Source organism: Pedococcus sp. KACC 23699, from assembly GCF_045348425.1.
Lineage (GTDB): Bacteria > Actinomycetota > Actinomycetes > Actinomycetales > Dermatophilaceae > Pedococcus.
Genome location: NZ_CP157483.1, coordinates 1,751,549 through 1,775,150 on the forward strand (window position 1 = coordinate 1,751,549; position 23,602 = coordinate 1,775,150).

General features: G+C 71.5%; 25 protein-coding genes, 3 tRNA genes and 1 pseudogene. 15 read left to right on the forward strand and 14 right to left on the reverse strand.

All coding sequences use genetic code 11. From position 1 onward, the window contains the following. The first annotated feature begins 30 nt into the window (after positions 1 to 30). The 3 genes from ABEG17_RS08120 to ABEG17_RS08130 all read left to right on the forward strand — a co-directional run bounded on the left by ABEG17_RS08120 (position 31) and on the right by ABEG17_RS08130 (position 364). Positions 31 to 107: transfer RNA gene (locus ABEG17_RS08120), tRNA-Ile, on the forward strand. Positions 108 to 153: 46 nt separating this feature from the next. Next, a complete protein-coding gene (locus ABEG17_RS08125) occupies positions 154 to 273 on the forward strand; it encodes a DLW-39 family protein (RefSeq protein ID WP_406832774.1) in 120 nt (39 codons plus the stop codon). A gap of 15 nt (positions 274 to 288) precedes the next feature. Beyond that, a tRNA-Ala gene (locus tag ABEG17_RS08130) sits at positions 289 to 364 on the forward strand. 13 nt (positions 365 to 377) lie between these two features. Here ABEG17_RS08130 and ABEG17_RS08135 read toward each other — a convergent pair. Continuing rightward, positions 378 to 1,568 carry a multicopper oxidase domain-containing protein gene (locus ABEG17_RS08135; RefSeq protein ID WP_406832775.1) on the reverse strand — a complete coding sequence of 397 codons (1,191 nt, stop codon included), beginning with the start codon at positions 1,566 to 1,568 and terminating at the stop codon, positions 378 to 380. Positions 1,569 to 1,865: 297 nt separating this feature from the next. Between ABEG17_RS08135 and ABEG17_RS08140 the strand changes: the two genes are divergently transcribed. Together ABEG17_RS08140 and ABEG17_RS08145 are read left to right on the forward strand one after the other, a co-directional pair. Next, positions 1,866 to 2,759, forward strand: a complete 894-nt coding sequence (locus tag ABEG17_RS08140; RefSeq protein WP_406832776.1) for an SGNH/GDSL hydrolase family protein — start codon at positions 1,866 to 1,868, stop codon at positions 2,757 to 2,759. 63 nt (positions 2,760 to 2,822) lie between these two features. After that, the gene (locus ABEG17_RS08145; RefSeq protein WP_406832777.1) at positions 2,823 to 3,992 is read left to right on the forward strand and encodes a DUF2235 domain-containing protein; all 1,170 of its coding nucleotides are present in this window, start codon (positions 2,823 to 2,825) and stop codon (positions 3,990 to 3,992) included. Between the two features lie 22 nt (positions 3,993 to 4,014). Here ABEG17_RS08145 and ABEG17_RS08150 read toward each other — a convergent pair whose 3' ends face one another. After that, entirely contained in the window at positions 4,015 to 4,458 is a 444-nt protein-coding gene (locus ABEG17_RS08150) for an SRPBCC family protein (RefSeq protein ID WP_406832778.1), read from the reverse strand. Positions 4,459 to 4,709: 251 nt separating this feature from the next. After that, positions 4,710 to 5,078: pseudogene (gene selD / locus ABEG17_RS08155) on the reverse strand (selenide, water dikinase SelD); the annotation flags it as partial. A 93-nt stretch (positions 5,079 to 5,171) separates the two neighbouring features. On the opposite strand from selD, the gene ABEG17_RS08160 reads away from it, so the two are divergent. The 4 genes from ABEG17_RS08160 to ABEG17_RS08175 all read left to right on the forward strand — a co-directional run bounded on the left by ABEG17_RS08160 (position 5,172) and on the right by ABEG17_RS08175 (position 7,277). Further along, a tRNA-Sec gene (locus tag ABEG17_RS08160) sits at positions 5,172 to 5,267 on the forward strand. Between the two features lie 14 nt (positions 5,268 to 5,281). Further along, positions 5,282 to 6,598: an L-seryl-tRNA(Sec) selenium transferase gene (gene selA / locus ABEG17_RS08165; RefSeq protein ID WP_406832779.1), complete on the forward strand. Its 1,317-nt coding sequence runs from the start codon at positions 5,282 to 5,284 to the stop codon at positions 6,596 to 6,598. A 149-nt stretch (positions 6,599 to 6,747) separates the two neighbouring features. Then, the gene (locus ABEG17_RS08170) at positions 6,748 to 7,011 is read left to right on the forward strand and encodes a GTP-binding protein (RefSeq protein WP_406832780.1); all 264 of its coding nucleotides are present in this window, start codon (positions 6,748 to 6,750) and stop codon (positions 7,009 to 7,011) included. Between the two features lie 155 nt (positions 7,012 to 7,166). Then, complete coding sequence (locus tag ABEG17_RS08175; protein ID WP_406832781.1) at positions 7,167 to 7,277, forward strand: SelB C-terminal domain-containing protein; 111 nt, start codon at positions 7,167 to 7,169, stop codon at positions 7,275 to 7,277. A 70-nt stretch (positions 7,278 to 7,347) separates the two neighbouring features. Here ABEG17_RS08175 and ABEG17_RS08180 read toward each other — a convergent pair whose 3' ends face one another. From ABEG17_RS08180 to ABEG17_RS08205, 6 genes are all read right to left on the reverse strand, one after another. Beyond that, entirely contained in the window at positions 7,348 to 8,919 is a 1,572-nt protein-coding gene (locus ABEG17_RS08180) for an LGFP repeat-containing protein (RefSeq protein ID WP_406832782.1), read from the reverse strand. Further along, positions 8,916 to 9,458, reverse strand: a complete 543-nt coding sequence (locus ABEG17_RS08185; protein ID WP_406832783.1) for a hypothetical protein — start codon at positions 9,456 to 9,458, stop codon at positions 8,916 to 8,918. The genes ABEG17_RS08180 and ABEG17_RS08185 overlap by 4 nt, the downstream gene beginning before the upstream one ends. A 4-nt stretch (positions 9,459 to 9,462) precedes the next feature. Continuing rightward, on the reverse strand, positions 9,463 to 10,062 hold the full coding sequence (locus ABEG17_RS08190; RefSeq protein WP_406832784.1) for a hypothetical protein: 600 nt from the start codon (positions 10,060 to 10,062) through the stop codon (positions 9,463 to 9,465). 93 nt (positions 10,063 to 10,155) lie between these two features. Beyond that, positions 10,156 to 11,115 (reverse strand): hypothetical protein, encoded by a 960-nt coding sequence (locus ABEG17_RS08195; protein ID WP_406832785.1) that lies wholly within the window; start codon positions 11,113 to 11,115, stop codon positions 10,156 to 10,158. 4 nt (positions 11,116 to 11,119) lie between these two features. Beyond that, entirely contained in the window at positions 11,120 to 11,689 is a 570-nt protein-coding gene (locus ABEG17_RS08200) for a MauE/DoxX family redox-associated membrane protein (protein ID WP_406832786.1), read from the reverse strand. A 172-nt stretch (positions 11,690 to 11,861) separates the two neighbouring features. Continuing rightward, positions 11,862 to 12,695, reverse strand: a complete 834-nt coding sequence (locus ABEG17_RS08205; protein ID WP_406832787.1) for a hypothetical protein — start codon at positions 12,693 to 12,695, stop codon at positions 11,862 to 11,864. A 148-nt stretch (positions 12,696 to 12,843) separates the two neighbouring features. Here ABEG17_RS08205 and ABEG17_RS08210 point away from each other — a divergent pair, with 148 nt between their 5' ends. Then, the gene (locus tag ABEG17_RS08210; protein ID WP_406832788.1) at positions 12,844 to 13,362 is read left to right on the forward strand and encodes a peptidylprolyl isomerase; all 519 of its coding nucleotides are present in this window, start codon (positions 12,844 to 12,846) and stop codon (positions 13,360 to 13,362) included. A 74-nt stretch (positions 13,363 to 13,436) separates the two neighbouring features. Beyond that, positions 13,437 to 14,324, forward strand: coding sequence for a rhomboid family intramembrane serine protease (locus ABEG17_RS08215; protein WP_406832789.1), 888 nt, complete (start codon positions 13,437 to 13,439; stop codon positions 14,322 to 14,324). Positions 14,325 to 14,827: 503 nt separating this feature from the next. Here ABEG17_RS08215 and ABEG17_RS08220 read toward each other — a convergent pair. Continuing rightward, positions 14,828 to 15,076 carry a cell division protein CrgA gene (locus tag ABEG17_RS08220; RefSeq protein WP_406832790.1) on the reverse strand — a complete coding sequence of 83 codons (249 nt, stop codon included), beginning with the start codon at positions 15,074 to 15,076 and terminating at the stop codon, positions 14,828 to 14,830. Positions 15,077 to 15,141: 65 nt separating this feature from the next. Between ABEG17_RS08220 and ABEG17_RS08225 the strand changes: the two genes are divergently transcribed. The 4 genes from ABEG17_RS08225 to ABEG17_RS08240 are packed head-to-tail and all read left to right on the forward strand — an operon-like array spanning position 15,142 to position 17,480. Beyond that, the gene (locus ABEG17_RS08225) at positions 15,142 to 15,894 is read left to right on the forward strand and encodes a DUF881 domain-containing protein (protein ID WP_406832791.1); all 753 of its coding nucleotides are present in this window, start codon (positions 15,142 to 15,144) and stop codon (positions 15,892 to 15,894) included. A 25-nt stretch (positions 15,895 to 15,919) separates the two neighbouring features. Then, the gene (locus tag ABEG17_RS08230; protein ID WP_406832792.1) at positions 15,920 to 16,615 is read left to right on the forward strand and encodes a class E sortase; all 696 of its coding nucleotides are present in this window, start codon (positions 15,920 to 15,922) and stop codon (positions 16,613 to 16,615) included. Further along, positions 16,615 to 16,827 carry a hypothetical protein gene (locus ABEG17_RS08235; protein WP_406832793.1) on the forward strand — a complete coding sequence of 71 codons (213 nt, stop codon included), beginning with the start codon at positions 16,615 to 16,617 and terminating at the stop codon, positions 16,825 to 16,827. Before ABEG17_RS08230 ends, ABEG17_RS08235 begins: the two co-directional genes overlap by 1 nt. After that, positions 16,824 to 17,480, forward strand: coding sequence for an aminodeoxychorismate/anthranilate synthase component II (locus ABEG17_RS08240; protein WP_406832794.1), 657 nt, complete (start codon positions 16,824 to 16,826; stop codon positions 17,478 to 17,480). Before ABEG17_RS08235 ends, ABEG17_RS08240 begins: the two co-directional genes overlap by 4 nt. A gap of 6 nt (positions 17,481 to 17,486) precedes the next feature. Here the strand turns inward: ABEG17_RS08240 and pknB are convergent, their stop codons facing one another. Genes pknB through ABEG17_RS08260 form a run of 4 tightly spaced genes read right to left on the reverse strand, consistent with a single transcriptional unit; the run spans position 17,487 to position 23,597 of the window. Continuing rightward, positions 17,487 to 19,430 carry a Stk1 family PASTA domain-containing Ser/Thr kinase gene (gene pknB / locus ABEG17_RS08245; RefSeq protein ID WP_406832795.1) on the reverse strand — a complete coding sequence of 648 codons (1,944 nt, stop codon included), beginning with the start codon at positions 19,428 to 19,430 and terminating at the stop codon, positions 17,487 to 17,489. Beyond that, positions 19,427 to 20,770, reverse strand: coding sequence for a serine/threonine-protein kinase (locus ABEG17_RS08250; protein WP_406832796.1), 1,344 nt, complete (start codon positions 20,768 to 20,770; stop codon positions 19,427 to 19,429). The genes pknB and ABEG17_RS08250 overlap by 4 nt, the downstream gene beginning before the upstream one ends. Continuing rightward, a complete protein-coding gene (locus ABEG17_RS08255) occupies positions 20,767 to 22,224 on the reverse strand; it encodes a peptidoglycan D,D-transpeptidase FtsI family protein (RefSeq protein ID WP_406832797.1) in 1,458 nt (485 codons plus the stop codon). The genes ABEG17_RS08250 and ABEG17_RS08255 overlap by 4 nt, the downstream gene beginning before the upstream one ends. Beyond that, complete coding sequence (locus tag ABEG17_RS08260) at positions 22,221 to 23,597, reverse strand: FtsW/RodA/SpoVE family cell cycle protein (RefSeq protein WP_406832798.1); 1,377 nt, start codon at positions 23,595 to 23,597, stop codon at positions 22,221 to 22,223. The genes ABEG17_RS08255 and ABEG17_RS08260 overlap by 4 nt, the downstream gene beginning before the upstream one ends. Positions 23,598 to 23,602: the final 5 nt, after the last annotated feature.

The window sequence follows — 23,602 nt, forward strand, 5'->3', positions numbered from 1 at the left end:
CCTCCGTGGCGCAGCGGAGATTGGGCTCACGGGCCTATAGCTCAGACGGTTAGAGCGCTTCCCTGATAAGGAAGAGGCCACAGGTTCAAGTCCTGTTAGGCCCACCAATCCCGATCCCCGCGGGTTTTATCTGCGAGGGAAGGCAGACCGCCGATGAAGAAGATCCTGCTCCTCATCGTGGCTGCCGTAGGGGCAGTCGCGGTCCAGAAGAAGCTCAAGGACCAGCAGGCCGAGAAGGACCTCTGGGCCGAGGCGACCGACTCACCCTCGTAGTCGCAGCCCGCACGCGGGGCCATGGCGCAATTGGTAGCGCACCTGCTTTGCAAGCAGGGGGTTAGGGGTTCGAGTCCCCTTGGCTCCACCACCAGTTCGGCAGCTCAGGCGATGACCTTGTAGCGCGCGAGCATCCCGGCCGCGATGTGGTCGTTGACGTGGCAGTGGAACAGCCACGTGCCCGGGTCATCCGGCACCATGTCCGAGACCATCATCATCCCCGGCAGCAGCTGGATCATGTCCGAGCGCATCCCGTTGGTCGTCACCGTGTTGCCGTGCCAGTGCGGAGTGTGGAGGTCGACCTCCGTGCCGAGCGTGTACGTGTACCACCGCACCCGCTGGCCCACCTTCATGACCGGGACCGGTCCGTTGCCGTACACGTAGCCGTTCACCGAGTGCATCAGGTTGCTCTCCTCGAACCCTTCCTGGTCGTCCGGCGCGACCTCGTGGGGCGCTTCGGCGAGCTCGGCGAGGTTGCGGGGCAGGTGCAGGCTGGCGTTCTCGTTCTCTACGGTGAAGTAGGAGAACACCTCCCGGTCGACGTCCCGCGGGGTGGCGGTGCGTGGGTCCGCCTTGCCCCGGGCGGTGATCACCATGGGGCCGACCAGTCCGGCGTTGGTGTCGGCGACCTCGTCGGTGTGGGAGTGGTACATCCACATCACCGACGAGCCGTCCATCGGTCCCGGCCCCGCACGCTCGGGCACCTTCCAGCTGTAGGTGTGCGTCCCGCCGGGCGGCACCGCGTCGTCGGCCTTGTCGGCGCCGTGGGTGCCGTCGGCGTATGGGGCCCCCTCGGAGCTCTTGGTGTAGAAGACGCCGTGGGGGTGCACCGAGGCCGGGAACGTCGTGTTGTTCCTGAAGACGACCTTGATCGTGTCGCCCACGACCGCTCGGATGACTGGTCCCATCATCCCGAGGGAGTCGTCGCACGGCTTGACGTCGGGCGCGCACCTCGTCGGCGGCCTGATGCGGGTCGCAAACGTCGCATCCGTGTAACCGCGGTAGAGCGACTTGCGGTAGACGTGCCCGATGCGTGTCGGCCCCTTGGCGACGAACACCTTCGCCTCGTCGGTGAAGGGTTGACCGGTGATGTCGTTGCGACCGTGGGGGGCGTAGTCCCACAGCACCTCGTCGGCCGCGATGTAGTAGGTCCGCAGCTGGCCGCTCTGCGCTGCCGCGGTCGCGGCCTGCGGCAACGCGTGCCCGGCGTGCCCGGCGTGTCCGCTCTGCACCGGTGCCGCACAGGCGCACAGCAGCAATGCGGTCAAGGCGCTCGCGAATGTCCTCGTCCTCATGACCCTTCCCCTCGGGACGGCACCCCCGCCGTCCCCTTCCCCAGGGTCAGTGTCCACCCCGGCCGGGCCGCCGGCGCCATAGCCCATCCGGACCATGTGACCCCGCCGTCGTGCATGGTCCGCGGACGAACCACGGCCGTCCGGACACCGTGGCCGGCCCTTGCCACCCCGTGCCACCCGTTGTCATCCATTGCCCGCCCACGGGGCGTTTGCTACGTTGACGCCGGGGCGCGGACGTCGCCCGCTGGCGTGCCGCACGCGGTCAGCACGGGCTGTTCACGAACAACGGAGTTCCTGATGCGCCGCACTGCCAGCGCCCTCGCTGCGTCCCTGCTCGCCGCGGCCGTGGGGATCGGCGTCGCCGTCCCGGCCATGGCGAAGGTGAGCCCCCCGACGGCCAACCCGCACTCGATCAAGACGTCGCCCTACGTGGCCCTGGGCGACAGCTACGCCGCTGGGGCCGGCATCGCCCCGTTCGTCGCCACCGCACCGCCCACGTGCAGCCGCTCCACCCTCAACTTCGCCCACGACATCGCGGTTGCGACCAAGGCGTCGTCGTTCACCGACGTGACGTGCAGCGGCGCGAAGACGGCCGACTTCTTCACCTCCCAGGCACCAGGGGTGGCGCCCCAGCTCGACGCCGTCACCAAGGACACCCGGCTTGTCACCATGACCATCGGGGGCAACGACGAGAACGTGTTCACCGGCTCGTTCTTCGGGTGCGCCACGATCTCGGCGACCGACATCACGGGCAACCCGTGCGAGCGCAAGTACGGCACCACCTTCACCGACGCCATCGTCAACCAGACCTACCCCAACGTGGTCGCGGCCCTCACGGCGGTGCGCAGGAAGGCCCCGGCCGCCACGGTCGTCATCCTCGGGTACCCGCGGATCCTGCCCGACACGGGTCAGCTCTCCTGCTACCGGTCGATGCCGATCGCCATGGGGGACGTGCCCTGGCTCAACCACGAGCAGGATGTCCTCAACGCCGTGGTCCGCCGCGCGGCAGAGCAGACCGGGGCGAGGTTCGTCGACATGAAGGCCAGCTCGGCCGGCCACGATGCGTGCGCTCCCGTCGGCACGCGGTGGATCGAGCCGGCGGTCGCCCCGGTCAACGCCTTCCCCGTGCACCCCAACGCCACCGGCGAGGCCGCCATGGCCGCACAGACGCTCGTGCAGCTCGGCCTCTGACGCGCACGCCATGGCCCATCTGGGCCATGTGTGGGCGGTCCCGGGTCTGCCAACATCGAAGGCATGAAGCGTTTGGTGGTGTGCTGCGACGGGACGTGGAACAAGCCCGACAGCCAGACGGTCACCAACGTCGAGAAGCTCGCACGCGCCGTACAGAGCGACCCCGGCACGACCGGCGGCACCTATCAGCTCGTGTACTACGTGAGCGGCGTCGGGGCGGGGAGCTACGAGGCCGACCGGCTCCTCGGTGGCGCGTTCGGGTTCGGCCTGTTCCACAACGTGATCGCGTGCTACCGGTTCCTCGCCCAGAACTACGAACCCGGCGACGAGATCTTTATCATCGGCTTCAGCCGCGGCGCCTACACGGCGAGGTCCGTGGCCGGCATGGTCGCGCGGGTGGGGCTGCTGACCAAGGTCGCCCTGGTCGGGGAGAAGCTCCCTGAAGCCGTGCGGCTGTACCAGCGGACCGATCCGCCCACCGGCACCTTCGGGGAGAGCGTCGAGGAGTTCAGGCACGACCACTGCCACGCCGCCCCGGTGACCTTCCTCGGTGTCTTCGACACGGTGGGCGCGCTGGGGGTGCCGGGCCTCAACAAGCTCACGCCCCAGTTCCACGACGTCCAGCTCAGCAGCCAGGTGCTCTGCGCCCGGCACGCGCTCGCCATCGACGAGACCAGGCTGAAGTTCGCCCCCACCCTGTGGGAGGCCCCGGACGACCCTCCCGACGCCCCCACCCAGGACGGGCGCGTCAAGCAGGTGTGGTTCGAGGGCGCGCACTCCGACGTCGGGGGCGGCTACCCCGAGACCGGCCTGTCCGACACGTCCCTGCTGTGGATGGCGCGCGAGGCGCACGCGGCCGGTCTGGTCTTCGACGCCGCGCTGCTGGGGCACTACGTCAACAGCGGATCCGACCCCGTGCGGCACAACCCGCTCAACGCGATGTACCGGGCCGACAACCTCGCGCTCCAGGCCAGGACGCGCGCCAGCGGGGGTGAGGCGAACAGCCCCTTCAGCGACGGTCGCCGCCGCCTGACGAACCAGCTGGCCCTGTCGGTGCGGGTGGCCAGCAGTGCCGTGAACCACTACCAGGGTGGCGGGTACGAACCGGCGAACCTCAAGGCGTTCGCCGACACGACGCAAGGCTTCGCCGGCCTCGTCGAGTCCGTCACCGCCCTCCCCGAGGAAGGCATCGACCTCGCCGTCCTCGGCAGCCCGGTGGCTCCGGCCGCCTGACGCCCGACACGGAGGTCAGGCGTCACTGCGCCGCGCGGGCCTCGGCCATCGCCTTGAGCTTGGCCATCGCGTCCATGGTCTGCTTGGACAGGTCGCGGCGGATCAGGGGCGTGAACAGCTTGCCGAAGCCCCTGGTCGTGATGACGACCGAGTGTGTCAGCGTCGTCCCCACCCCGTCCGAGGCCGCCACGAAGTCCACCGTGACGTCCATGAGCTTGTCGGTGAACTTCATCGCGAAGTGGCGGTCTGGCTCGCGGGCGATGATCTCGCCGTCCATCGACCCGGTGCGCCGACCGTCCTCGTAGTGGTACCTCAGCCGCGTACCGATGTCGTTGGTGCCACCGTCGAGCTTGTCGATCGCAGTGCAGCGGGCCAGCCACTGCGGCGTCAGGCTGACGTCGTCGACGATCCCGAAGACGACCGACGGTGGGGCGCTGACGGACAAGGTGTGGGCGAAGCGGGGCATGGGCGGTCTCCGGACCCGATGGGGTTTCGTGCAGGGGGTGCGCTCACCGTACTGCTCCGGGACCGCCCCGGTGGGTCAGACGATCTGCAGCCGTGCCGGTCCAGCGACGGTGTAGCCGATCACCGGCGCTCCCGGCACCTCGCCGACCACGAGCAGGCCGAACCCCGTGACGTCCGTCGCCGCCCGGGCACCACCGGCGACCGCCGCAGCCGACGCGACGTCGTTGAGCGCGACCATCGGCCGACCGCGTCGAGACCGCCCCGCAGCACCTCCCGCAGGAGCTCCAGCGGCAGCACCGACCTCGGCCACCCCACGAGGTTCACGGCCAGCACGGGCCGCCCGCCCATCGCGTAGACGTCGGACAGCGCGTTGGCGGCGACGATGCGCCCGAAGTCGTAGGCGTCGTCCACGACCGGCGTGAAGAAGTCGGCGGTGCTGATCACGGCGGTGGCGCCGTCGATCCGGAGCACCGCAGCGTCGTCGCCGTCGTCGGGCCCGACGAGCAGGTCACCGTCTCCGTCCCCCGAGGGTGCGGTCCCCACCAGCCCGCGCACGACCTCCTCGAGCTCGCCGGGCGGGATCTTGCATGCACAGCCACCGCCCGCGGCGTACCGGGTCAGGCGGACCCGCGCCCCCGGGGCCGTTCCCGGACGTCTCCTGGGTGCTCACGGACGTCTCGTGGTCGCTCACCGCGCCTACGCTAGCCTCGCCACGGAGGCGTACAGGTGCCTGGTGGCCCTCCGGGTCTTCAAAACCGGTGAAGCCGAGCAGCTCGGCTTGGCGGGTTCGATTCCCGTCCGCCTCCGCCACGACAGGAGGGCGTATGCCGCAGCAGGACCAGGGCGACGTGCGTCGCCTCGTGCCCCGCACCGACACCGTCCTCGCGGATCCCGCTGTCGCACGCGCGATCGCGCGGCTCGGCCGGGACGTGGTGCGCACGGCGGTGAACCACGCGCAGGAGCAGGTGCGCGCCGGCGCCATACGTCCCGACGAGGTGGTCGCCACCGTCCTGGCCGCGCTGCCCGCCAGGGCGACCTCCATGACGCCGGTCCTCAACGCGACAGGGGTCGTCATCCACACCAACCTCGGCCGCGCCCCGTTGTCAGCCGCGGCGGTCGAGGCCGTCGTGGCGGCGTCGGGAACGGTCGACGTCGAGCTCGACCTGTCCACGGGCGCCCGATCGGGGCGCGGGCGCGGCACCCTGGCGGCGCTGCTCGAGGCGGTGCCGCCGGCGGAGGCCGCGCTGGTGGTGAACAACGGTGCCGCCGCGCTCGTCCTGGCGACGACCGCGCTTGCCGCGGGTCGCGAGGTGGTGGTCAGCCGCGGTCAGCTGGTGGAGATCGGGGACGGGTTCCGGCTGCCCGACCTCATCGAGAGCACGGGGGCTCGGCTGCGCGAGGTCGGCACGACCAACCGCACCACCGTCGGCGACTACGAACGCGCCATCGGTCCCGACACCGGCTGCATCCTCGTCGTGCACCCCAGCAACTTCCGCGTCGAGGGTTTCACCTCCTCGGTCGGCGTGCACGAGCTCGCCGGGCTCGGGGTACCGGTCGTCCACGACATCGGCAGTGGCTTGCTGCGTTCGCACCCCCTGCTGCCGGACGAGCCCGATGCCGCCACGTCCCTCGCCGACGGGGCAGCGGTCGTCACCTGCAGCGGTGACAAGCTGCTCGGAGGACCCCAGGCCGGTCTGGTGCTCGGGCGGGCCGAGGTCGTCGAGCGCCTGCGTCGTCATCCCCTGGCCCGCGCCCTGCGCGCCGACAAGACGACGCTCGCCGCCCTCGAAGCCACCCTGCGCGGCCCACGTCCACCCGTCTGGGACGCCCTCGAGGTCGACACCGACGAGCTGCGGTCGCGGTGCGAACGCCTGGTCGCGGCGATCGGAGGGTCCGTCGCCGGCTCCCCCGAGGTGGTGCCCGCCGACGGCGTGGTCGGTGGCGGTGGCGCCCCCGGACAGCTCCTCCCCGGGTGGGCGGTCACCCTGCCCGAGGCGTATGCCGCCGCGCTGCGCACGCTCGACCGTCCGGTCCTCGCCCGACTGGACCACGGGCGCTGCCTGGTCGACCTGCGCTGCATCCCCGTGGAGCGGGATGCCGACGTGGCCACGGCGATCCGGCTGGCGGGGTCCGCGACCTAGATGGCGGTCGTCGCCACCGCCGGTCACCCGGACCACGGCAAGTCCACCCTGGTCCGGCTGCTCACCGGGACCGAGCCGGACCGGTGGGCCCAGGAGCGCGAACGCGGCCTGATCATCGACCTCGGCTACGCGTGGACGGACCTCGACGGGTGCACCTGTCGCTGGTCGACGTGCCCGGCCACGAGCGCTTCGCCGCCAACATGCTGGCCGGGCTCGGACCGGGCGCCGGGGTGATGTTCGTCGTGGCGGCGGACGAGGGATGGGCCCGCCAGTCCGAGGAGCACGCCCGTGCCGCCGCCGCCCTCGGCCTGCGCGAGGTGCTGCTGGTCGTCACCCGCTGCGACCTCGTCGACGCCCCCACGGCTCTGGCCCCGCCGCGGACGCCGGGGCGCGCCTGCGCGCGACCGGGCTGACCGCCCGCGAGCACGTGCTCGTCTCGGGCCGCACGGGGGCCGGACTGCCTGCGCTGCGTGCAGCACTGCGCCGCCTCGCCCTCGCCTGGGCGATGCGGACCCGCAGGCCCCCGTGCGGTTGTGGCTCGACCGGGCGTTCACGGTCCGCGGCGGCGATGCAAACCTCGCGCCGGGTGGCGATCGCCGTGCTCGAGCGGCTCGACACGGCGATGGTGACGCGCCGGCTCCCCGACGGGACGCGGGTGCTGCGCCACCAGGGCTCGTGACGCCGGCACCACCCCTGGCGGCGGCACCAACCCGGCACCGCCCCTCGCGGCACCGCCGTGATGTCCTGGATCAGGCCGGGACGGTGATGGTCCCGCCCTCGAAGGTGCAGCTCAGGCTGCCGTCCGGCAGGGTCTGGGTGTCGGTCAAGGGGTAGCCGTAGCGACCCCCTGCCCCGCCCTGGGCCTTCCACTCGACCCGGACGGCGCCGAGAACGCGGCGACCGGGTCCGCTCCCGAGGGCCCAGACGTCGCCGCCCTGGAAGTTCTGGTAGATCCCGCGGGCGTCCGTGCCCTGCGCGCCCGTCGGGTAGTGCAGCGAGCCACCCTCGCGCCCGCCGGCCACCCACGCCGTGTGGATCACCCCGCTGATCGCCTGGGTGGTGGTCGAGGCAGAGTCGATGATGACGCCCTTCTGGAACTCCTGGCGCCAGCCACTGTCGGCCATCGCCCCGTAGCGGTTGCTCACGGGGTAGCCCAGCCGCCCGGTCTCCCGGCCGACGCGGGTCCAGGCCGCGAAGGCCTCGCCGTAGACGATCTTGACCGGTGTGGAGGGCGAGTCGACGACCCAGCCGGACTGGAACTCCTGGCGCCAGCCCCCACCGGCCATGCCGGAGTAGCGGTTGCTCTTCGGGTACCCGAGCACCCCGGCCTCACGCTTGGCGCTGGACCAGGCGGTGTAGGCGTCGCCGTAGACCACCTTGGTCGGCGTGCTCGGGGAGTCGGCGATCGCGCCGCGCTCGAACAGCTGGATCCAGCCGCCCTGCGCCCGGCCGGTCAGCCAATCGCTCGTGGGGTACCCGAGCAGGCCGTTGATCCCGTCGACCTGCGTCCAGACGCTCTTCACGACGTTGGGGACGGCCCGGGTGCCGGTCTTGGACGTGGTGTAGATGGAGCCGCCCTGGTAGTCCACCCGCGTTCCGCGGCTGTCGCCGTTGGCCTTGATCGGGCCGAGCGAGGCCTTGAGGAAGGACCCCTGGGCCCCCACGTCGCGGTACTTCTGCTCGATGACACCCCACCTGGGCAGCAGGGGTGAGCTGTGCTCGTTGGTGCGGTTGTCCTGCAGCGAGGTGGTGGTGCAGGCCGCCCACTTGTACGGCGCGACACAGCTGACCACGCGACAGTGCACCCCACCGCTGCACTTGACCTGGGTGTTGCACTGGCCGTAACGAAAGGCGTTGCAGCAGACCCGGCGCTGGTCGCAGGTGGCCGTGGACCCGGTGCCGCAGGAGCAGCTCCAGCACTTGTTGTCGCAGATCCCGTCGGAGCAGCCGGTGGAGCACTTCGAGCAGGAGGCGTTGCAGTCGACGATGTAGCGGTAGCCGCCACCGCACCAGGACGAGTCGGCGGCCTTCCACCAGCCGGCGGCGAAGCTGCCGGGCGGGCAGGCGTTGGCTCCCTTGTTGACGGTCGCGCAGAACACCGTCCAGCCGCTGCTCGCGGTGTTGCCGGGCCCGCAGATGGTGGCGTAGGCGGGCTCCGGCCGAAGCACATAGCTCTTGGGGTTGGTCGCGAGGGCGGACCCGGCGACGGCGGCGCCGACGAACAGGTCGCGGCGCGACACCGGGCGCAGGCGGCGCGACACCGCGCTGACGAACCCGGCGAGCCCGCCCGGACCGGCGTTGAGGTCATCGAGCGTGCTCACGGGTGGCCTCCCTGGCGGGCCAGCGTGGCCCGGTCGGTGATGTGCATGGTCTGGACGAGGGCTGCGGCCCGCGGCACCGACGCCATCCGTCGGGCGTGGCTGCCGATCACGGTGAACAGGCAGAACGCCCGTCCCCCCGAGCTGAAGAAGTGCTGCGACGCGCTCAGGCCCGGAAGGGGTCGCTGGAGGCGGTTGGGCGCGAACTGCGAGGGCGCCAGGCGCGGCAGGCCCTGCTTCTCGAACAGGCCCTGGTCAGCCACCTCGGTGCCGTAGTCGACCAGCGCCACGAAGATGTCGTCCGGCCCGAGCAGGTCGACGACCCCGGTGCCGAAGTCGCCGCGCGCGGTCGGCATGGCCTTGGTGCAGGCGTGCAGCACGGGCCGGGTGACGTCCTGCGGCACCATGCGATCGGTGGACTCTGCCGCGGCGAGGCGGCGGTCGCCGGTGCTCGCCGCCATGTCGGTCGCTCCGGGCCGGCGGGTCACGGCCACGTGCCATCCCCGTGGCGCGTCAGCCTTCAGTCCGTATGCGTCTGCCATCGTTTCAGCTCCCTACCGCGGCGACCAGCAGAACGGCGGCCGCTCCGCCCAGCGTCACCCTAGCGATGATTCGTGCCGTTTTGGCGCTGCGCTCGACACTCACGAAGACCGCGTGCAGTGCGGCGCGGTCGTGCACCCCACCCATGAACACCGACGGCAGGGCCCGGACCACGCCGAAGACGGCGCCGATCGCCAGCCCGGCGCCGAGGTGACCGGCCAGCGCGGCCAGCAGCACGACGCCATACGTCGTGGCACTGGTGATGATGGTGACGAGGCCGAAGCCCAGCTGGGCGCCGAAGCCCAGGCCCATCACCCAGCCGCGGTACTCGTCGAGCCAGTGGACGTCGACCTGGCGGCGCCACGACGGGACCATCTGGGCACCCGGCGCCGAGTCGTACCCGAGTCCGACGAGCAGCAGCAGCGCCAGGGCGCCGAGGACCCACGGCGAGGACCGGACACCCTCGGGCACGACGGAGCCCAACAGGGCGGCGAGTCCGCCCAGGGCGAGGCCGCCGGCCAACGACCCGACGAGGTATGCCGTGGTGGTCACCCACCAGCGGGAGTTCCTGGCCCGCTCACCGAGCGGGCTGATGCTCGAGAGCATCGACTCACCTCAAGGGGACCACGTGGCCCGCACCGCGGCGACCGCGGCCATGGGCAGGCCCAGGGCGAGGGCCAGGACGGTGACGGACACGGGTCAGTGCTCGTGCCGCACCGGTGCTGCGTGCTCGTGCTCCGAGTGGTCGTGGTGCTCATGACCCGCGTGGTCGTGGTCGTGGTGCTCGTGATCCGCGTGATCGTGACCCGCATGGTCGTGCGCGCCGTGGTCGTGACCGTGGTCGTGGCCCACGTGGTCCTGCTCGGCGTCGGTGGGATCGGGGGACTCGTACAGGCTGGGGTGACCGGGCGCGATACCGGCGGCACGCAGCTCGTCGTCCATGCGCGGCAGGCTGTCGCGCTCGCCGCGACCCAGTCCCTCGCCCACGAGAGCCCCGGGGCCGCTGCGGCCGGCGGCCTGGCGGGCCTCCTCGCTGTCGGAGACCCCCTGGGCCATGAGGTCGCGGACCTGGGGCCAGGTCGTCGCCGAGCCCTCGCCGGTGACGCGACCGGCCTCGACGTAGACGAAGTAGGGGGAACCGGGGATGTCGTAGTCGACCCAGGCGGCGGAGGACTGCACGACCGGCAGCGTCCCGGCGAGGGCGCGCAGGCTGGGGATGGACTCCTCCTCGGGGCCCTTGGCCACCACCTGCAGGTCGCCGTTGCCGGGGACGTCGACGCCGCGCTGGAACTCGTCCCAGAACGTCTGGCAGACGCTGCACCCGCTGGTGAGGAACGCCAGCAGGGTCCGCTGGCCGGCTGCGGTCACGACGACGTCGGTCCGGGCCCGCTCGAGGTCGGTCCCGACGATGTCGTGCGCGGTGGTCGAGTCCTTCCGCGTTGCAGGCACCACCCCGGTCTCCAGCTCGACCGGCACGGGACCGGGCTTGCCCCCGGTGGTGGCGGTGGTGACGCCCGTGCCCGCCTCTTTCTCCAGCTCGAGACCGGCACCGAGCTCGTGCAGGGCCTTGAGGATGAGCGCGTGGCTGCGCAGGAGGCCGAGGACCAGGACACCGAGCAGGAGGACGGCGACCCCCTCGGCGATGACGGCGGCGAGCATTGGGTCAGCCCTTCGTGCGGGTCGGGTTGGCGCTGCGGATGGCGGCAGCCGTCGTGGTCGGGAGGACGGCCATCACCATCCAGGCGAAGCCACCGATCAGGGTGGCCAGCGCGACGGTGGTGGCGAGGGAGGCGCCGCTCGGGGCGTCGGCGGCCGCACCGGACCACACGGCGGCCGGCGGGTCCAGGGCGATCGCCGCGGCGACGAGGGCCGCCACGGCCGTGAGGGCGAGGTGGGTGCGGGTCGCAGGGGTGTCGGGCTTGCCGAAGCACCCGCACGATCCGAGGACGCCTCCGCGCGTGAGCACGCGGGCGACGAACGCGGTGAAGACGAGGTATGCCGCGGCGACCAGGGCGGCGTTCACGCGGCCGGGGGCGACGATGGCCCACAGGCCCAGGGCGACCTCGGCCGCGGCGAAGCCGCGCACGAGGGCCGAGCCCGGCCCCGGAGGCACCGTGAAACCGGCGGAGCGCAGCGCCCGCACCAGGGGCAGCGGGTCAGCCACCTTCGGGACCCCGGCCACGACGAGCAGGCCCGCCACGGCGAGGAAGGGTCCCGCGAGTGCACTCCACATGCCGCCCACGCTACCCGGCACCCCGGATGATCCCGGCGGTGCGACATACCGCGCTGGTGACCGAAGGCGGCCAGACGCATACCGGGACAAACAGTTCGGGGTGCCGCGCCGTCGACTCGACGGTGCGGCACCCCGGACGGTGCACCCTGCGTGCAGGGCTGTGGAGCAGTGGTCAGTCGACCTGGTCCTTGGCCTCGTCGGCCTTGTCGGCGACGTTCTCGGCGGCGTCCTTGGTCGCGTCCGCAGCCGCACCGGCGGCGTGCTTGCCCGACGAGGTCACCTTGTCCTTGGCATCGGACGCGGCGTCGGCAGCCTTGTCCTTGGCGTCAGCAGCCTTGTCCTTGACGGTCTCGGCCGCGGCGCCGGCCTTCTCCTTGGCGGCGTCCGCGAGGTTGGAGACCTTCTCGGTCGTCGACGCGCGGCCGCTGCTGGGCGCGGTGTACGGGTCGTCGAGCGGGGTGGCCCACGGGTCCTCGCGGGGAGCGGACTTGCGGAACGCCGCGAAGGCGGCCCCCGCGGCGGCGATGACGCCGAGGAAGATCAGCACCTTGCCCTTGCGGCCGCTGCGCTTGGCCACCGCGTCACCCTTGAGCACGTGGAAGGCACCGCTGGAGCGGTCGGCGGTCTCGCCGGCGACGTCAGTGGCGGTGCTCTTGGCGGCAGCGGAGGCGGCCGCGACGGCGGCGATGGCCTCGGCGACCCGCGGCAGCAGGGTGTCGACGATGGTGTCGCGGGCGGTGTCGACCTTCGGGGCCAGGCCCTCAACGGCGCCCTGCAGCTTGGGTGCGGCGACCTCGATGCCGTGCTCCACGTGGGGCATGGCCCAGTCGCGGGCTGCCTCGACGTGCGGCTTGCTCCAGTCCTTGGCCTGGCCGGCGCGGTCCTTGGCGACCTCGGCGGCGGGGGACACGCGGTCCTTGAGGGTCGAGGCGTAGTCCGCCGCGGTCTGGGCCGTGGAGCTCACTGCGTCTGCGGCCTGATCGGTCTTGCTCTTGGTGCGGAACACCGGTGCCTCCCTGATGGTGGTGCGGACGTGTCTGGCTACCCGTAGGGGTCGCCTCTCCCGACCCATCCTGCCTTGTTTCGGCTGGTGGGCAACCCCGCGGGTGTCCCGTGGACGGCGTGCTGAGGCCCTCCGTGGAAGGATGAGCGACATGGACGTCACCCTCAAGACCAACCACGGCGACATCAACGTCACCCTCTTCCCCGACCACGCTCCCAAGACGGTCGCGAACTTCGTCGGTCTCGCCAAGGGCGAGCAGGAGTACCGCGACGACGCGGGCCGCACCAACCCCACGCCGTTCTACGACGGCCTGGTCTTCCACCGCATCATCCCCGGCTTCATGATCCAGGGCGGCTGCCCGGTCGGCCAGGGCTTCGGCGGCCCCGGCTACACCTTCGACGACGAGATCAGCCCGGACAAGAACTTCAACCAGCCGTACATGCTCGCCATGGCCAACGCCGGCAAGCGCATGGGCAAGGGCACCAACGGTTCGCAGTTCTTCATCACCGTCGGTGACACCTCCTGGCTGCAGGGCAAGCACACGATCTTCGGCGAGGTCGCCGACGGCCCGAGCCGCGAGGTCGTGGACAAGATCGCCGCCGTCCGCACCGGTGCGAACGACAAGCCCGTCGAGGACGTTGTCATCGAGTCGGTCGTCGTCAACGACTGACCGATCACCCGGATCGAGGTATTCGCCTACCCGGATCCGGTAGGCGAATACCTCGAACCGTAAAGGTGTCACCCATGAGCGAGCCCTCCGTGTACCCGCAGCAGCAGACCACCCCGGTGTGTCCGCGACACCCCGACCGGGTGTCCTACGTGCGGTGCCAGCGGTGCGCCCGGCCGGTGTGCCCGGAGTGCCAGCGGCCGGCCGCGGTCGGCGTGCAGTGCATCGACTGCGTGCGCGAACAGGCCGCCACGGTGCGCTCGGCCACGACGATCTTCGGGGGGCGGGTCACCGACACCCCGGTGGTGTCCTACGTCATCATCGGGATCTGCGTGCTCGTCTACGTGCTGCAGGTGGCCTCGCCCGGGCTGACGAACAAGATCTCGTTCGTCCCGGTGCTCGGTGAGTCCGAGCCGTGGCGCTTCCTCACCTCTGCCTTCGCCCACGGGGGCGTCACGCACATCCTGTTCAACATGCTCGCGCTGTGGATGGTGGGAGCGCAGTACCTCGAACGCCTCCTCGGCGGCGCTCGCTACGCCGCGGTCTACCTCGTCAGCGCGATCGGCGGCTCGGTCGTCTACCTGCTCATGTCCTCGCCGCCGTCCAACGACTTCGCCCGCTCCAGCATGTGGCTGACGCCCGCGGTGGGCGCCTCGGGTGCGGTGTTCGGCCTGTTCGGGGCCCTGCTCGTCCTCAACCGGCACCTCGGGCGGTCCTCGGCCGGGATGTACGCCACCATCGCGATCAACGCAGTGATCGGGTTCGTCGTCCCGAACGTCGCCTGGCAGGCCCACCTCGGCGGCCTGATCACGGGTGCGGCCCTCGCTGCCGTCATCGCCTGGACCACGCCGCTGGATCGGCGCCGGTGGCAGTGGCCGGGCATCGCCGCGGTGCTGGCGCTCCTCGTGGTGCTCGCCGCAGCGAAGTACGCGGTCTCCCCGAGCTTCGTCCTCGTCGGCGGCTGACCCGCCGGGCCGCTGGGGCGACCGACGCGCGCTGCCCCTGGGCCCGGCTGGCTGGGGCGACGGACTCGCGACCGGGCTGTATTACACCGCTGTCATTCTGTCCCCAGCTGTGGAGAACCCTGTGGACAACCACCTGTGGACAACTGGGGGCCGAACGGGGCGGCGCTGTGGACAACCTTGGGGAGCGTCCAGCAGAACGCGATCGCGTCCCTACGTCATGCCTCATGCGGATGGTGGAGCACCGTCACCTGCATCGGGGTGATGGTGCATCGCCCCGGCTCTGCCAGCCTTGGCGGTGGGTGGCCGCACCCTGCTCTGCCCGATGTCCTCGACGTCGGCCGTGTCCGTCTGACCCCCTGGTCCCCGGTATCCCCCACCCGGCGATCCCAGACGCACGACAGCGGCGCAACACCGAAGCGCACCCCGGCCGGGCCGGGGTGCGCTTCTGTGTACAGCGGGTCGTCAGGCGACCATCGTCTGCCGGCTCATCGCCAGCGGGGTGGTCAGCGCCAGCGGGTGGTCATCGCGAACCCGCTGAGCATCAGGCCGAAGCCGATGCCGAGGTTCCAGCGGCCGAGCGCCTCGATCGGGAAGCGCTGGCTGGTGATGTAGAAGACGACGATCCACAGCAGCCCGAGCACCATGAGGGTCAGCATCACGGGCACGAACCAGGGCGGGTTGCCGACCTTGGCCTTCGCGGGCTTGCTGGGCGGGGTGTATGCGCGCTTGGCGCGACCCTTGGACTCCGGCACGGGAAAACGCTCCTCGTAGGTCGGACGGCTTCGAGCCGCCTGGACGTTTGGCATAGCGTAGTGGCATGGCGAACCAGCGGCTGACGTGGCTGACGCGTCGGCCCACGGTCTGGTCGGCGGTCGTTCCCCTCGTCGCGCTCGGCGCCGGGATGATGTTCGCCTTGAGTGCCGCCACCGCGAAGGGCACGGATCTTCGCTCGTCCGGCGGCGACCTGCCGGGGCTCATCCGGCAGCAGACCAGGCAGAACGCCGTCGCCGCCCAGCGCGTCGGGTCCCTGCGCACCGAGGTCGACCGCCTCTCGGCGCAGCAGGCGCCCGGTGACCAGCACGTCGCCCAGCTGACCCAGGACGCGAACGCCCTGCGCGTCGCCGCCGGCACCTCGGCCGTGGCCGGACCGGCGGTCCGGGTGTCGATGACCGATGCCAAGTCGGTGCCGTCCGTCCTGCCGGACGGCTTCTCGGTCGACGACTACGTCGTGCACCAGCAGGACGTCCAGGCCGTCGTCAACGCCCTGTGGCAGGGCGGCGCCGAGGCGATGATGCTCATGGACCAGCGCGTCATCTCCACCAGCGCGGTCCGCTGCGTCGGCAACACCCTGATCCTGCAGGGCCGGGTCTACTCCCCGCCCTACGTCATCACGGCCATCGGCAACCAGACCGACCTCCAGAACGCGCTCGCGGCCAGTCCCACCGTGGGGATCTACCAGCAGTGGGTCGACGCGGTCGGGCTGGGTTACGACGTGTCGACCCCACGCTCGGTGACCATGCCCGCGTACGCCGGTTCCACCAACCTGCAGTACGCCGAGGCGGTCCGATGACCCCGCCCATCGCCGGGACGGGTCGATGAAGGTCGCCCGCTGGACCCTCGGGGGTCTGGGTGACCTGTTCGTCACCGCCGGTGTGCTGCTGCTGCTGTTCGTGGGATGGCAGCTGTGGTGGACCGACGTCACCGCCAACCGCGTCCAGGACGGCACGGTGCACTCCCTGCTGCGCGACTTCGCGTCCGGGCCGAGGGGCTCGTCGGCGCAGGCCAACGAGACCCCGGACGCCGTGCCCTTCGGCAAGGCCTTCGCCATCGTGCGGATCCCGCGTTTCGGCGCCGACTACGCCCGCCCGGTGCTCGAGGGGACGACCCGCGACATCCTCATGGACGGGGTCGGCCACTACACCGGGACGGCTCGCCCGGGGGCGGTCGGCAACTTCGCGATCGCCGGCCACCGCACGACCTACGGGCATCCCTTCCACGACATCGACCTGCTGCGCTCGGGAGACACGATCGTGATCGAGACGAAGACGCAGTTCCACGTGTATGCCGTGAAGCGTCACGTCATCGTCGCGCCCACCGACGTCGACGTCATCGCCCCGGTGCCGCAGGAGGTGGGGAAGAAGCCGACGGGCCGCTGGCTCACCATGACGGCGTGCCACCCGAAGTACAGCGCAGCCCAGCGGTACGTCGTGTTCGCCGAGCTCGTGAAGTCCTACCCCCGCGCCAAGGGCCTGCCCGCGGGCACCCTCGCGGCCCCGAGGCAGGCCGGCTGATGATCTACGCAGCGATCTGGCGCGCGCTCCCCGGACCCTTGGCCGTACGGGTGCTGCTCGCCGCCGTCTTGGTACTCGCCGCGGTCGCGTTCTGCTTCCTGTGGCTCTTCCCGCGGATCGCCCCCCTCATGCCCTTCAACGACAACACCGTCGACCCCTCCGCCGGCCGACCACCGTCGGTCCACGCACCCCGCATCGAGGCCCACCCATGACCCGCATCCTCGTCGTCGACAACTACGACAGCTTCGTCTTCACCATCGTGGGCTACCTGCAGCAGCTCGGCGCCGACTGCGAGGTGGTCCGCAACGACGCCGTGAGCCCTGCCGACGGCGCCGACCACGACGGCGTCCTGGTGTCACCCGGGCCCGGCACGCCCGAGCAGGCCGGGGTCTCCCTGGCGATGATCGAGGCCTGTGCCGAGCGTGCCCAGCCGATGCTGGGGGTGTGCCTGGGCCACCAGGCCCTCGGGGTGGTCTGCGGGGCGACGGTCGGCCGGGCGCCCGAGCTCCTGCACGGCAAGACCTCGAGCGTCCTGCACGACGACACCGGCGTCCTGGAGGGCCTGCCCAGCCCGTTCACCGCAACCCGCTACCACTCGCTGACGATCGACCCGCCGACCCTGCCCGAGTCGCTGGTGCCCAACGGCCACACGGAGTCGGGGATCGTCATGGGGGTGCGCCACCGTGACCTGCCGCTGCACGGGGTGCAGTTCCACCCCGAGAGCGTGCTCACGCAGGGGGGCCACCGCATCCTAGCCAACTGGTTGCAGGTCTGCGGGTCCACCGACGCCGTGCAGCGCTCGGTCGGCCTCAGCCCCTTGGTGCGCGACGCCGAAGGAGTGGCCCGGGCGGTCGCAGCCCACTGACGCCGGTCAGGGGGTCTGCACCGCCGGCGGAGGCGTCGTCGCGGTGTCCGTGGGTGGCGTCGTGGTGCTGGTGGTCGTCGTCGGCGGCGTGGTGGTCGTCGTGGTCGTCGTCGTGGGCGGCGTCGTGGTCGTGGTGGTCGTCGTCGGCGTGGGTCGCGGGGGCTGGGCCACCGTGAGCACGATCTGGGTGCCGTCGGGCACCTTGTCGCCCTTCTTGATGCTCTGCTTGATGACCGAGTCCTCGGTCTCCGTGCTCTCGACGTACACCGTCTTGATCCGGAAGCCGAGGTCGCCGAGGGTCTGGGCGGCGTCGCTGCGGGACTTGCCCACGACATCCGGTGCCGTGATCTGACCGGAGGAGACCGTCAGGCCCACGGCGGTGCCGACGGGCACGGACTCCCCGGCGCCCGGGTCGGTCGAGACGACCTGGCCCTTGTCGAGGTGGGAGTCGTCCACCTCCTTGATCGAGCCGACCTTGAGGTTGAGGTTGGCCAGGGCGGCGCGCGCCTCGGGCTGGCTGTAGTCCCTGAGGTCGGGCACGTCGACGGTGTCGGGGCCGGCCGAGACGCTCAGGGCGACGCGGGAGTTGCGGGCCGCCTTCTCCCCACCGCTGGGGCTCTGGTCCACCACGAGCCCGACGTCCTTGGAGCTGGCCACGGAGCTGCGCTCCGGGACCAGCCCGGCAGCCCGGACCTCGGCCTCCGCGGTCTCGACCGGTTTGTCGACCACCGAGGGCACGGTGACCTTGGCGGCGGCGCTGTCCGCCGGCCCGGTGAAGAAGGACCGGCCGGCGAGACCCAGAAGGACCAGCGCACCGACGACCGCGAGCACCAGCAGGACGTAGGCGAGGCCGCGTCGTCGTCGCGGCTCGTCGTCGGGGTCGTGGCCGATGGCCGGCAAGGACGCGGTGTTGCCGTCCGCCGCACCTCCCGCGCCACCTTGTCCCTCCGCGGTGCGCACACCGTCCGGGAGCAGCGTCGTCGCGGCGGCGCCTGCTGCGACGGCGCCGATCGCCACGGTGGCCTCACCCGCAGTACCGGCCGATCCCGCCGCACCCAGCGTGGCTGCCGTGCCGCGAGCCGCGTCACTGATCGGACGCCCGAGGCGGGCGGCCTGGAGGTCGACCCGGAACGCGGTGGCGTCCTGGTAGCGCGCCTCCCGGTCCTTGGCTAGGGCGTGCAGGATCACGGCGTCGAGGGCCGGGCTGATGTCCGGGTTGAGCGACGACGGTCGCGGCGGCGGCTGGCCGACGTGCTGGTAGGCGATGGCGACCGGTGAGTCGGCCTGGAACGGCGGACGGCCGGTGAGGAGCTCGAAGAGCAGGCAGCCGGTGGAGTAGAGGTCCGACCGGGGGTCGACGTGGTGGCCCTGGGCCTGCTCGGGGGACAGGTACTGCGCGGTGCCGATCACGGCCTGCGTCTGGGTCATCGTGGCGTTGGCGTCGGCGACGGCCCGGGCAATCCCGAAGTCCATCACCTTGATGTCGCCGCGGGAGCCGATCATGACGTTGGCCGGTTTGATGTCGCGGTGCACGATCCCCATGCGGTGGCTGTAGGCGAGGGCGTCCAGGACACCCTCGACGATGCGCGCGGCCTCGCTCGGTCCCAGGGGCGAGCGGTCGTTGAGCAGTTCGCGCAGGGTCTGGCCCTCGACGTACTCCATGACGATGTAGGGCACCGGCACGCTGGCTCCACCGGCCTCGGTGGTGCGGTCCTCGCCTGAGTCGTAGACGGCGACGATGCTGGCGTGGTTGAGCCCGGCGGCCGACTGGGCCTCGCGCCGGAAGCGGTTGAGGAACGAGGGGTCGCGGGCCAGATCCGAGCGCAGCAGCTTGATGGCGACCGGTCGCGACAGGCGCGCGTCGTGGCCGAGGTGGACCTCGGCCATACCGCCACGACCGAGGAGCTCGCCCACCTCGTACCGGCCCCCGAGGAGGCGTGGTGCACTCACGGCTTCTTGCCCTTGCCCTTGCCGTGGCCCTTGGGCTTGCCTGCGTGGACAGGAGCCGGTGCCGGCTTGGCCGGAGCGGCAGAGTGCTTCACGACGGACGTGGTCGTCCTGGGGGTGGTGCGCGGCGCTGTGGTGGAGGTGGCGGGCGTCATGGTGGTACGGGTGCTGGCCTTCGCGGTGGTGGGCAGAGTGGCGGCGACGGGCGTGGTCGTGGGTGCTGGGCGGGGCAGGGTGCTGGCGGGGCTGCGGGAGGTCATGACGATGACCAGGGCCACGGCGAGCAGGACCGCGGTGCAGGCGGCGACCGGCAGCGCCCATGTAGGGCGACGTCGGGTGTCGTGGACGGTGGTCTGCTCGGCCGAACCCGCCGGACCTGCCGAGCTCCCGGCGCCGGCGCCGGCGCCGACCACCGGGGCGAGGAACACCGAGGTGGGCAGGGTCTCGTCGGCCCGCAGCCCCTCGGGCACACCGGCGATGACGGGCGTGACGGCGGAGGCGGCCCCGGCACGCAGGTGCTCGGGCACCTCGCCCTTGGGCAGCTGGAGCGCGGCCGCGAACTCGGCGGCGCTGGCCGGACGCTGGGCGGGATCCTTGGCCAGGGCTGCCATCACCGTGGTGCGAAGCGGTTCCTCGACCTCGTCCGAGAGCTGCGGCGCCGGCTGGCTGAGGTGGGCCAGGGCGGTGGTGACCATGGACTCGCCGTTGAAGGGGCGCTGTCCGGTGAGCATCTCGTAGCCGACGACCGCCAGCGCGTACACGTCGCTGAGGGGTCCGGCCGGGCGGCCGGCGGCCTGCTCGGGTGCCAGGTAGTGCGGGGTGCCCAGGACCTCGCCCGTCTGGGTCATCGGGGCCTCGCTGAGGGCGCGGGCGATCCCGAAGTCGGTGAGCTTGGCGTACCCCTCGGGGTCGACGACGATGTTGGCCGGTTTGACGTCACGGTGGACGACGCCGGCCTCGTGCGCGGCCTGGAGGGCCAGCGCCGCCTGCAGCAGAATGTCCGAGACCTCCTGCTGCGGCATGGGCGCACGCTCGCGGATCAGGGTGGACAGGGGGTCGCCGGCCAGCAGCTCCATGACGAGGAAGGCCGTGCCCTGGTCCTCGCCGAAGTCGTGGACCGTCCCGATGTTGGGGTGGCTCAGGCCGCCGGAGTGGCGGGCCTCGGCCCGGAACCGCTCGGCGAAGGCGTCGTCCGAGGCGCTGTCCGGACGCAGGACCTTGACCGCGACGTCACGGTCGAGGACCCGGTCGTGGGCACGCCACACCTCGCCCATGCCGCCCATCGCGATGGACTCCTCGAGGCGGTAGCGGTCGGCGAGCACGTCGCCCTGGCTCAGGGTCACTTGCCCAGCACCGCCTGCATGACGGCCTTGGCGATGGGTGCGGCCACCCGACCGCCGGCGGCCTCGTTGCCGGCGTTGCCGCCGTCCTCGACGACGACGGCGACGGCGACCTTGGCGTCGACGGCAGGGGCGAACCCGGTGAACCACGCGTGCGGTGCCTTGCCGACCTCGTGCTGCGCGGTGCCCGTCTTGCCGGCGACGGCGACACCGCTGATCTGGGCCGCGGTGCCGGTGCCGTTCTCCACGACGCCCTGCATCATCCGCGTCAGGGCGCTCGCGGTGTCGGCGGAGATCGCCTGCGACAGCTGCTTGGCCGGCGGCTCGTCGAGGACCTCGAGGTCGGAGGAGGTCACCTTCTTCACCAGGTGCGGGCTCATCACCACGCCGCGGTTGGCGATGGCGGCCGAGATCATGGCGACCTGCAGGGGGGTGACGCGCACGTCGTACTGCCCGATGGCCGACTGCGCGAGCTGGGGCTCGTTGAGCTGCGCCGGGACGCTGCTCGGGGTGACTGTCATGGGGATCGAGACGCGGTCACCGATGCCGAACTTGGCCGCCTGCGACCGGAAGTCGTCGGCGCCGATCTGCATGCCCAGCCAGCCGAAGGCGGTGTTGCAGGAGATCTCGAGGGCATGCTTGAGGGTGACCTTGTTGCCGGGTCCGCAGGGCTGGCCGTCGTCGGTGGGCAGGTTGGTCGAGGTCTGGGGCAGGTCCAGCGTCGCCGGCCCGGGGATCTGGGACTCCTCGGTGAACTTGCCGGACTGCAGGGCCGCGGCGGCGGTGACGAGCTTGAACGTCGAGCCCGGCGGGTAGAGGTTGCCGGCGATGGCCCGGTCGACCATCGGGCGGGTCGGGTCGTCGTTGAGGTCCCTCCACGCCTTGACCACGGAGGCGGTGTCGTGGCTGCTCAGCACGGAGGGGTTGTATGACGGGTGGCTGACGAGGGCGAGCACCTCGCCGGTCCTCGGGTCGAGGGCGACGACCGCACCCCGCTGGTTGCCGAGCGCCTTGTCGGCCGCGGCCTGGGCCTTGGGGTTGATCGTCAGCTCGAGGCTGGCACCGGTCTGGTCCTTGCCGGTGAGGATGTCGCTGACACGGCGGTAGAACAGCTTGTCCGAGGAGCCGGAGAGCAGGGGGTTCTCGGCGCCCTCGAGGCCGGCGCCCGCGCCATACGTGAAGGAGTAGAAGCCGGTGACGTGGGCGTAGAGCTTGCCCTCGGGGTAGGTGCGCAACCACTTGAGCTCGTCCTTGGAGGCCACGGACTTGGCCACGGGGGCGCCGCCGACGAGGATCTGGCCGCGCTCGCGGGCGTAGTTGGCCAGCAGGGTGCGCCGGTTGCCGGGTCGCTCGTCGAGGGACTTGGCCTGGGCGAACTGGATCACGGTCGAGGAGATGAGCAGCGCGGTGAACAGCAGCGCGACGACCATCGAGAGGCGGCGGAGGGGGGCGTTCACCGGACGGCCACCACTTCGGTCCTGGCCTCACCGGCGGCGGAGGGGCCGACGGGGATCTCGGCGATCGGCCGCCGGGCCTGGTCGCTGATGCGCAGGAGGAGGGCCACGAGCGACCAGTTGGCCAGCAAGGAGGATCCTCCGTAGGACAGGAACGGCATGGTCAGGCCGGTCAGGGGGATCACGCGGGTGACCCCACCGACGACGACGAAGCACTGCAGGGCCACGGAGAACGCCAGACCGCCGGCGAGCAGCTTGCCGAACCCGTCACGGACGCCGAGGGCCGTGCGCAGGCCGCGCTCGACGAGCAGGACGTAGAGCATCAGCAGGGCGAACAGGCCGATGAGGCCGAGCTCCTCGCCGAAGCTGGGGACGATGAAGTCGGACTCCGCGAAGTAGGTGAGGTCGGGCCGACCACGACCCAGGCCGGTGCCGAGCAGGCCACCGGCCGCCATACCCATCAGGCCCTTGGCCACCTGGTCGGACTGGCCGGGGGCGAACGGGTCGAGCCACAGGTGGACGCGTTCCTGGACGTGGGAGAAGAGCAGGAAGGCGAGGTAGGCGCCGCCGCAGAACAGCACCATGCCGATCGCGATCCAGGACACCCGCTCGGTGGCGACGTAGAGCATGGCGACGAACAGGCCGAACAGCAGCAGCGACGAGCCGAGGTCCTTCTCGAAGACCAGCACGAGCAGGGACAGCACCCAGGCCACGACGATCGGACCGAGGTCGCGACCGCGCGGGAAGGTGAAGCCGAGGACCTTGCGGCCGGCGAGGGACAGGGCGTCGCGGGTCTGCACGAGGTAGCCGGCGAAGAAGATGGCCAGGACGATCTTGGCGACCTCACCGGGCTGGAACGTGAACGGTCCCACCCCGATCCAGATGCGCGAGCCGTTGACGGTGCGGCCGATGACGGGCAGCAGGGGCAGGATCAGCAGCCCGAACCCGACCACCGCCGCGGTGAAGGTGAACCGTCGCAGGGCCCGGTGGTCGCGCAGGAACCACAGCACGAGCGCGGCGATCACCACGGCCAGCGCGCTCCAGATGAGCTGGCGCAGGGCCAGGCCCTCGCTGGTGCTGCGGCCGTGGGCGATGTCGAGCCGGTGGATCATCACCAGGCCCAGGCCGTTGAGGAGCGTGACGATGGGCAGGAGCAGCGGGTCGGCGTAGGACGCCTTCCAGCGCAGCAGGAGGTGGAAGGCAAGGGTGATGACGAGCAGGCCGGCGCCGTGCGTGAGCAGCCCGGGCGGGAACGCACCCGACACCGAGAGGCCGACGTTGACGTAGGCCAGCACGACGATGGCGACGGCCAGCAGCAGCAACGCCAGCTCGACGTTGCGGCGGGTGCGCGGCATGAAGCTCGAGACGGTCGTCACGGCGC

What these genes read in the sequence shown, in the direction of transcription:
- ABEG17_RS08125 (WP_406832774.1), top strand. Translation starts at nt 154, where the DNA reads ATGAAGAAGATCCTGCTCCTCATCGTGGCTGCCGTAGGGGCAGTCGCG.
- ABEG17_RS08135 (WP_406832775.1), bottom strand. Translation starts at nt 1,568, where the DNA reads ATGAGGACGAGGACATTCGCGAGCGCCTTGACCGCATTGCTGCTGTGC.
- ABEG17_RS08140 (WP_406832776.1), top strand. Translation starts at nt 1,866, where the DNA reads ATGCGCCGCACTGCCAGCGCCCTCGCTGCGTCCCTGCTCGCCGCGGCC.
- ABEG17_RS08145 (WP_406832777.1), top strand. Translation starts at nt 2,823, where the DNA reads ATGAAGCGTTTGGTGGTGTGCTGCGACGGGACGTGGAACAAGCCCGAC.
- ABEG17_RS08150 (WP_406832778.1), bottom strand. Translation starts at nt 4,458, where the DNA reads ATGCCCCGCTTCGCCCACACCTTGTCCGTCAGCGCCCCACCGTCGGTC.
- selA (WP_406832779.1), top strand. Translation starts at nt 5,282, where the DNA reads ATGCCGCAGCAGGACCAGGGCGACGTGCGTCGCCTCGTGCCCCGCACC.
- ABEG17_RS08175 (WP_406832781.1), top strand. Translation starts at nt 7,167, where the DNA reads ATGCAAACCTCGCGCCGGGTGGCGATCGCCGTGCTCGAGCGGCTCGAC.
- ABEG17_RS08185 (WP_406832783.1), bottom strand. Translation starts at nt 9,458, where the DNA reads ATGGCAGACGCATACGGACTGAAGGCTGACGCGCCACGGGGATGGCAC.
- ABEG17_RS08190 (WP_406832784.1), bottom strand. Translation starts at nt 10,062, where the DNA reads ATGCTCTCGAGCATCAGCCCGCTCGGTGAGCGGGCCAGGAACTCCCGC.
- ABEG17_RS08195 (WP_406832785.1), bottom strand. Translation starts at nt 11,115, where the DNA reads ATGCTCGCCGCCGTCATCGCCGAGGGGGTCGCCGTCCTCCTGCTCGGT.
- ABEG17_RS08200 (WP_406832786.1), bottom strand. Translation starts at nt 11,689, where the DNA reads ATGTGGAGTGCACTCGCGGGACCCTTCCTCGCCGTGGCGGGCCTGCTC.
- ABEG17_RS08210 (WP_406832788.1), top strand. Translation starts at nt 12,844, where the DNA reads ATGGACGTCACCCTCAAGACCAACCACGGCGACATCAACGTCACCCTC.
- ABEG17_RS08215 (WP_406832789.1), top strand. Translation starts at nt 13,437, where the DNA reads ATGAGCGAGCCCTCCGTGTACCCGCAGCAGCAGACCACCCCGGTGTGT.
- ABEG17_RS08225 (WP_406832791.1), top strand. Translation starts at nt 15,142, where the DNA reads ATGGCGAACCAGCGGCTGACGTGGCTGACGCGTCGGCCCACGGTCTGG.
- ABEG17_RS08230 (WP_406832792.1), top strand. Translation starts at nt 15,920, where the DNA reads ATGAAGGTCGCCCGCTGGACCCTCGGGGGTCTGGGTGACCTGTTCGTC.
- ABEG17_RS08235 (WP_406832793.1), top strand. Translation starts at nt 16,615, where the DNA reads ATGATCTACGCAGCGATCTGGCGCGCGCTCCCCGGACCCTTGGCCGTA.
- ABEG17_RS08240 (WP_406832794.1), top strand. Translation starts at nt 16,824, where the DNA reads ATGACCCGCATCCTCGTCGTCGACAACTACGACAGCTTCGTCTTCACC.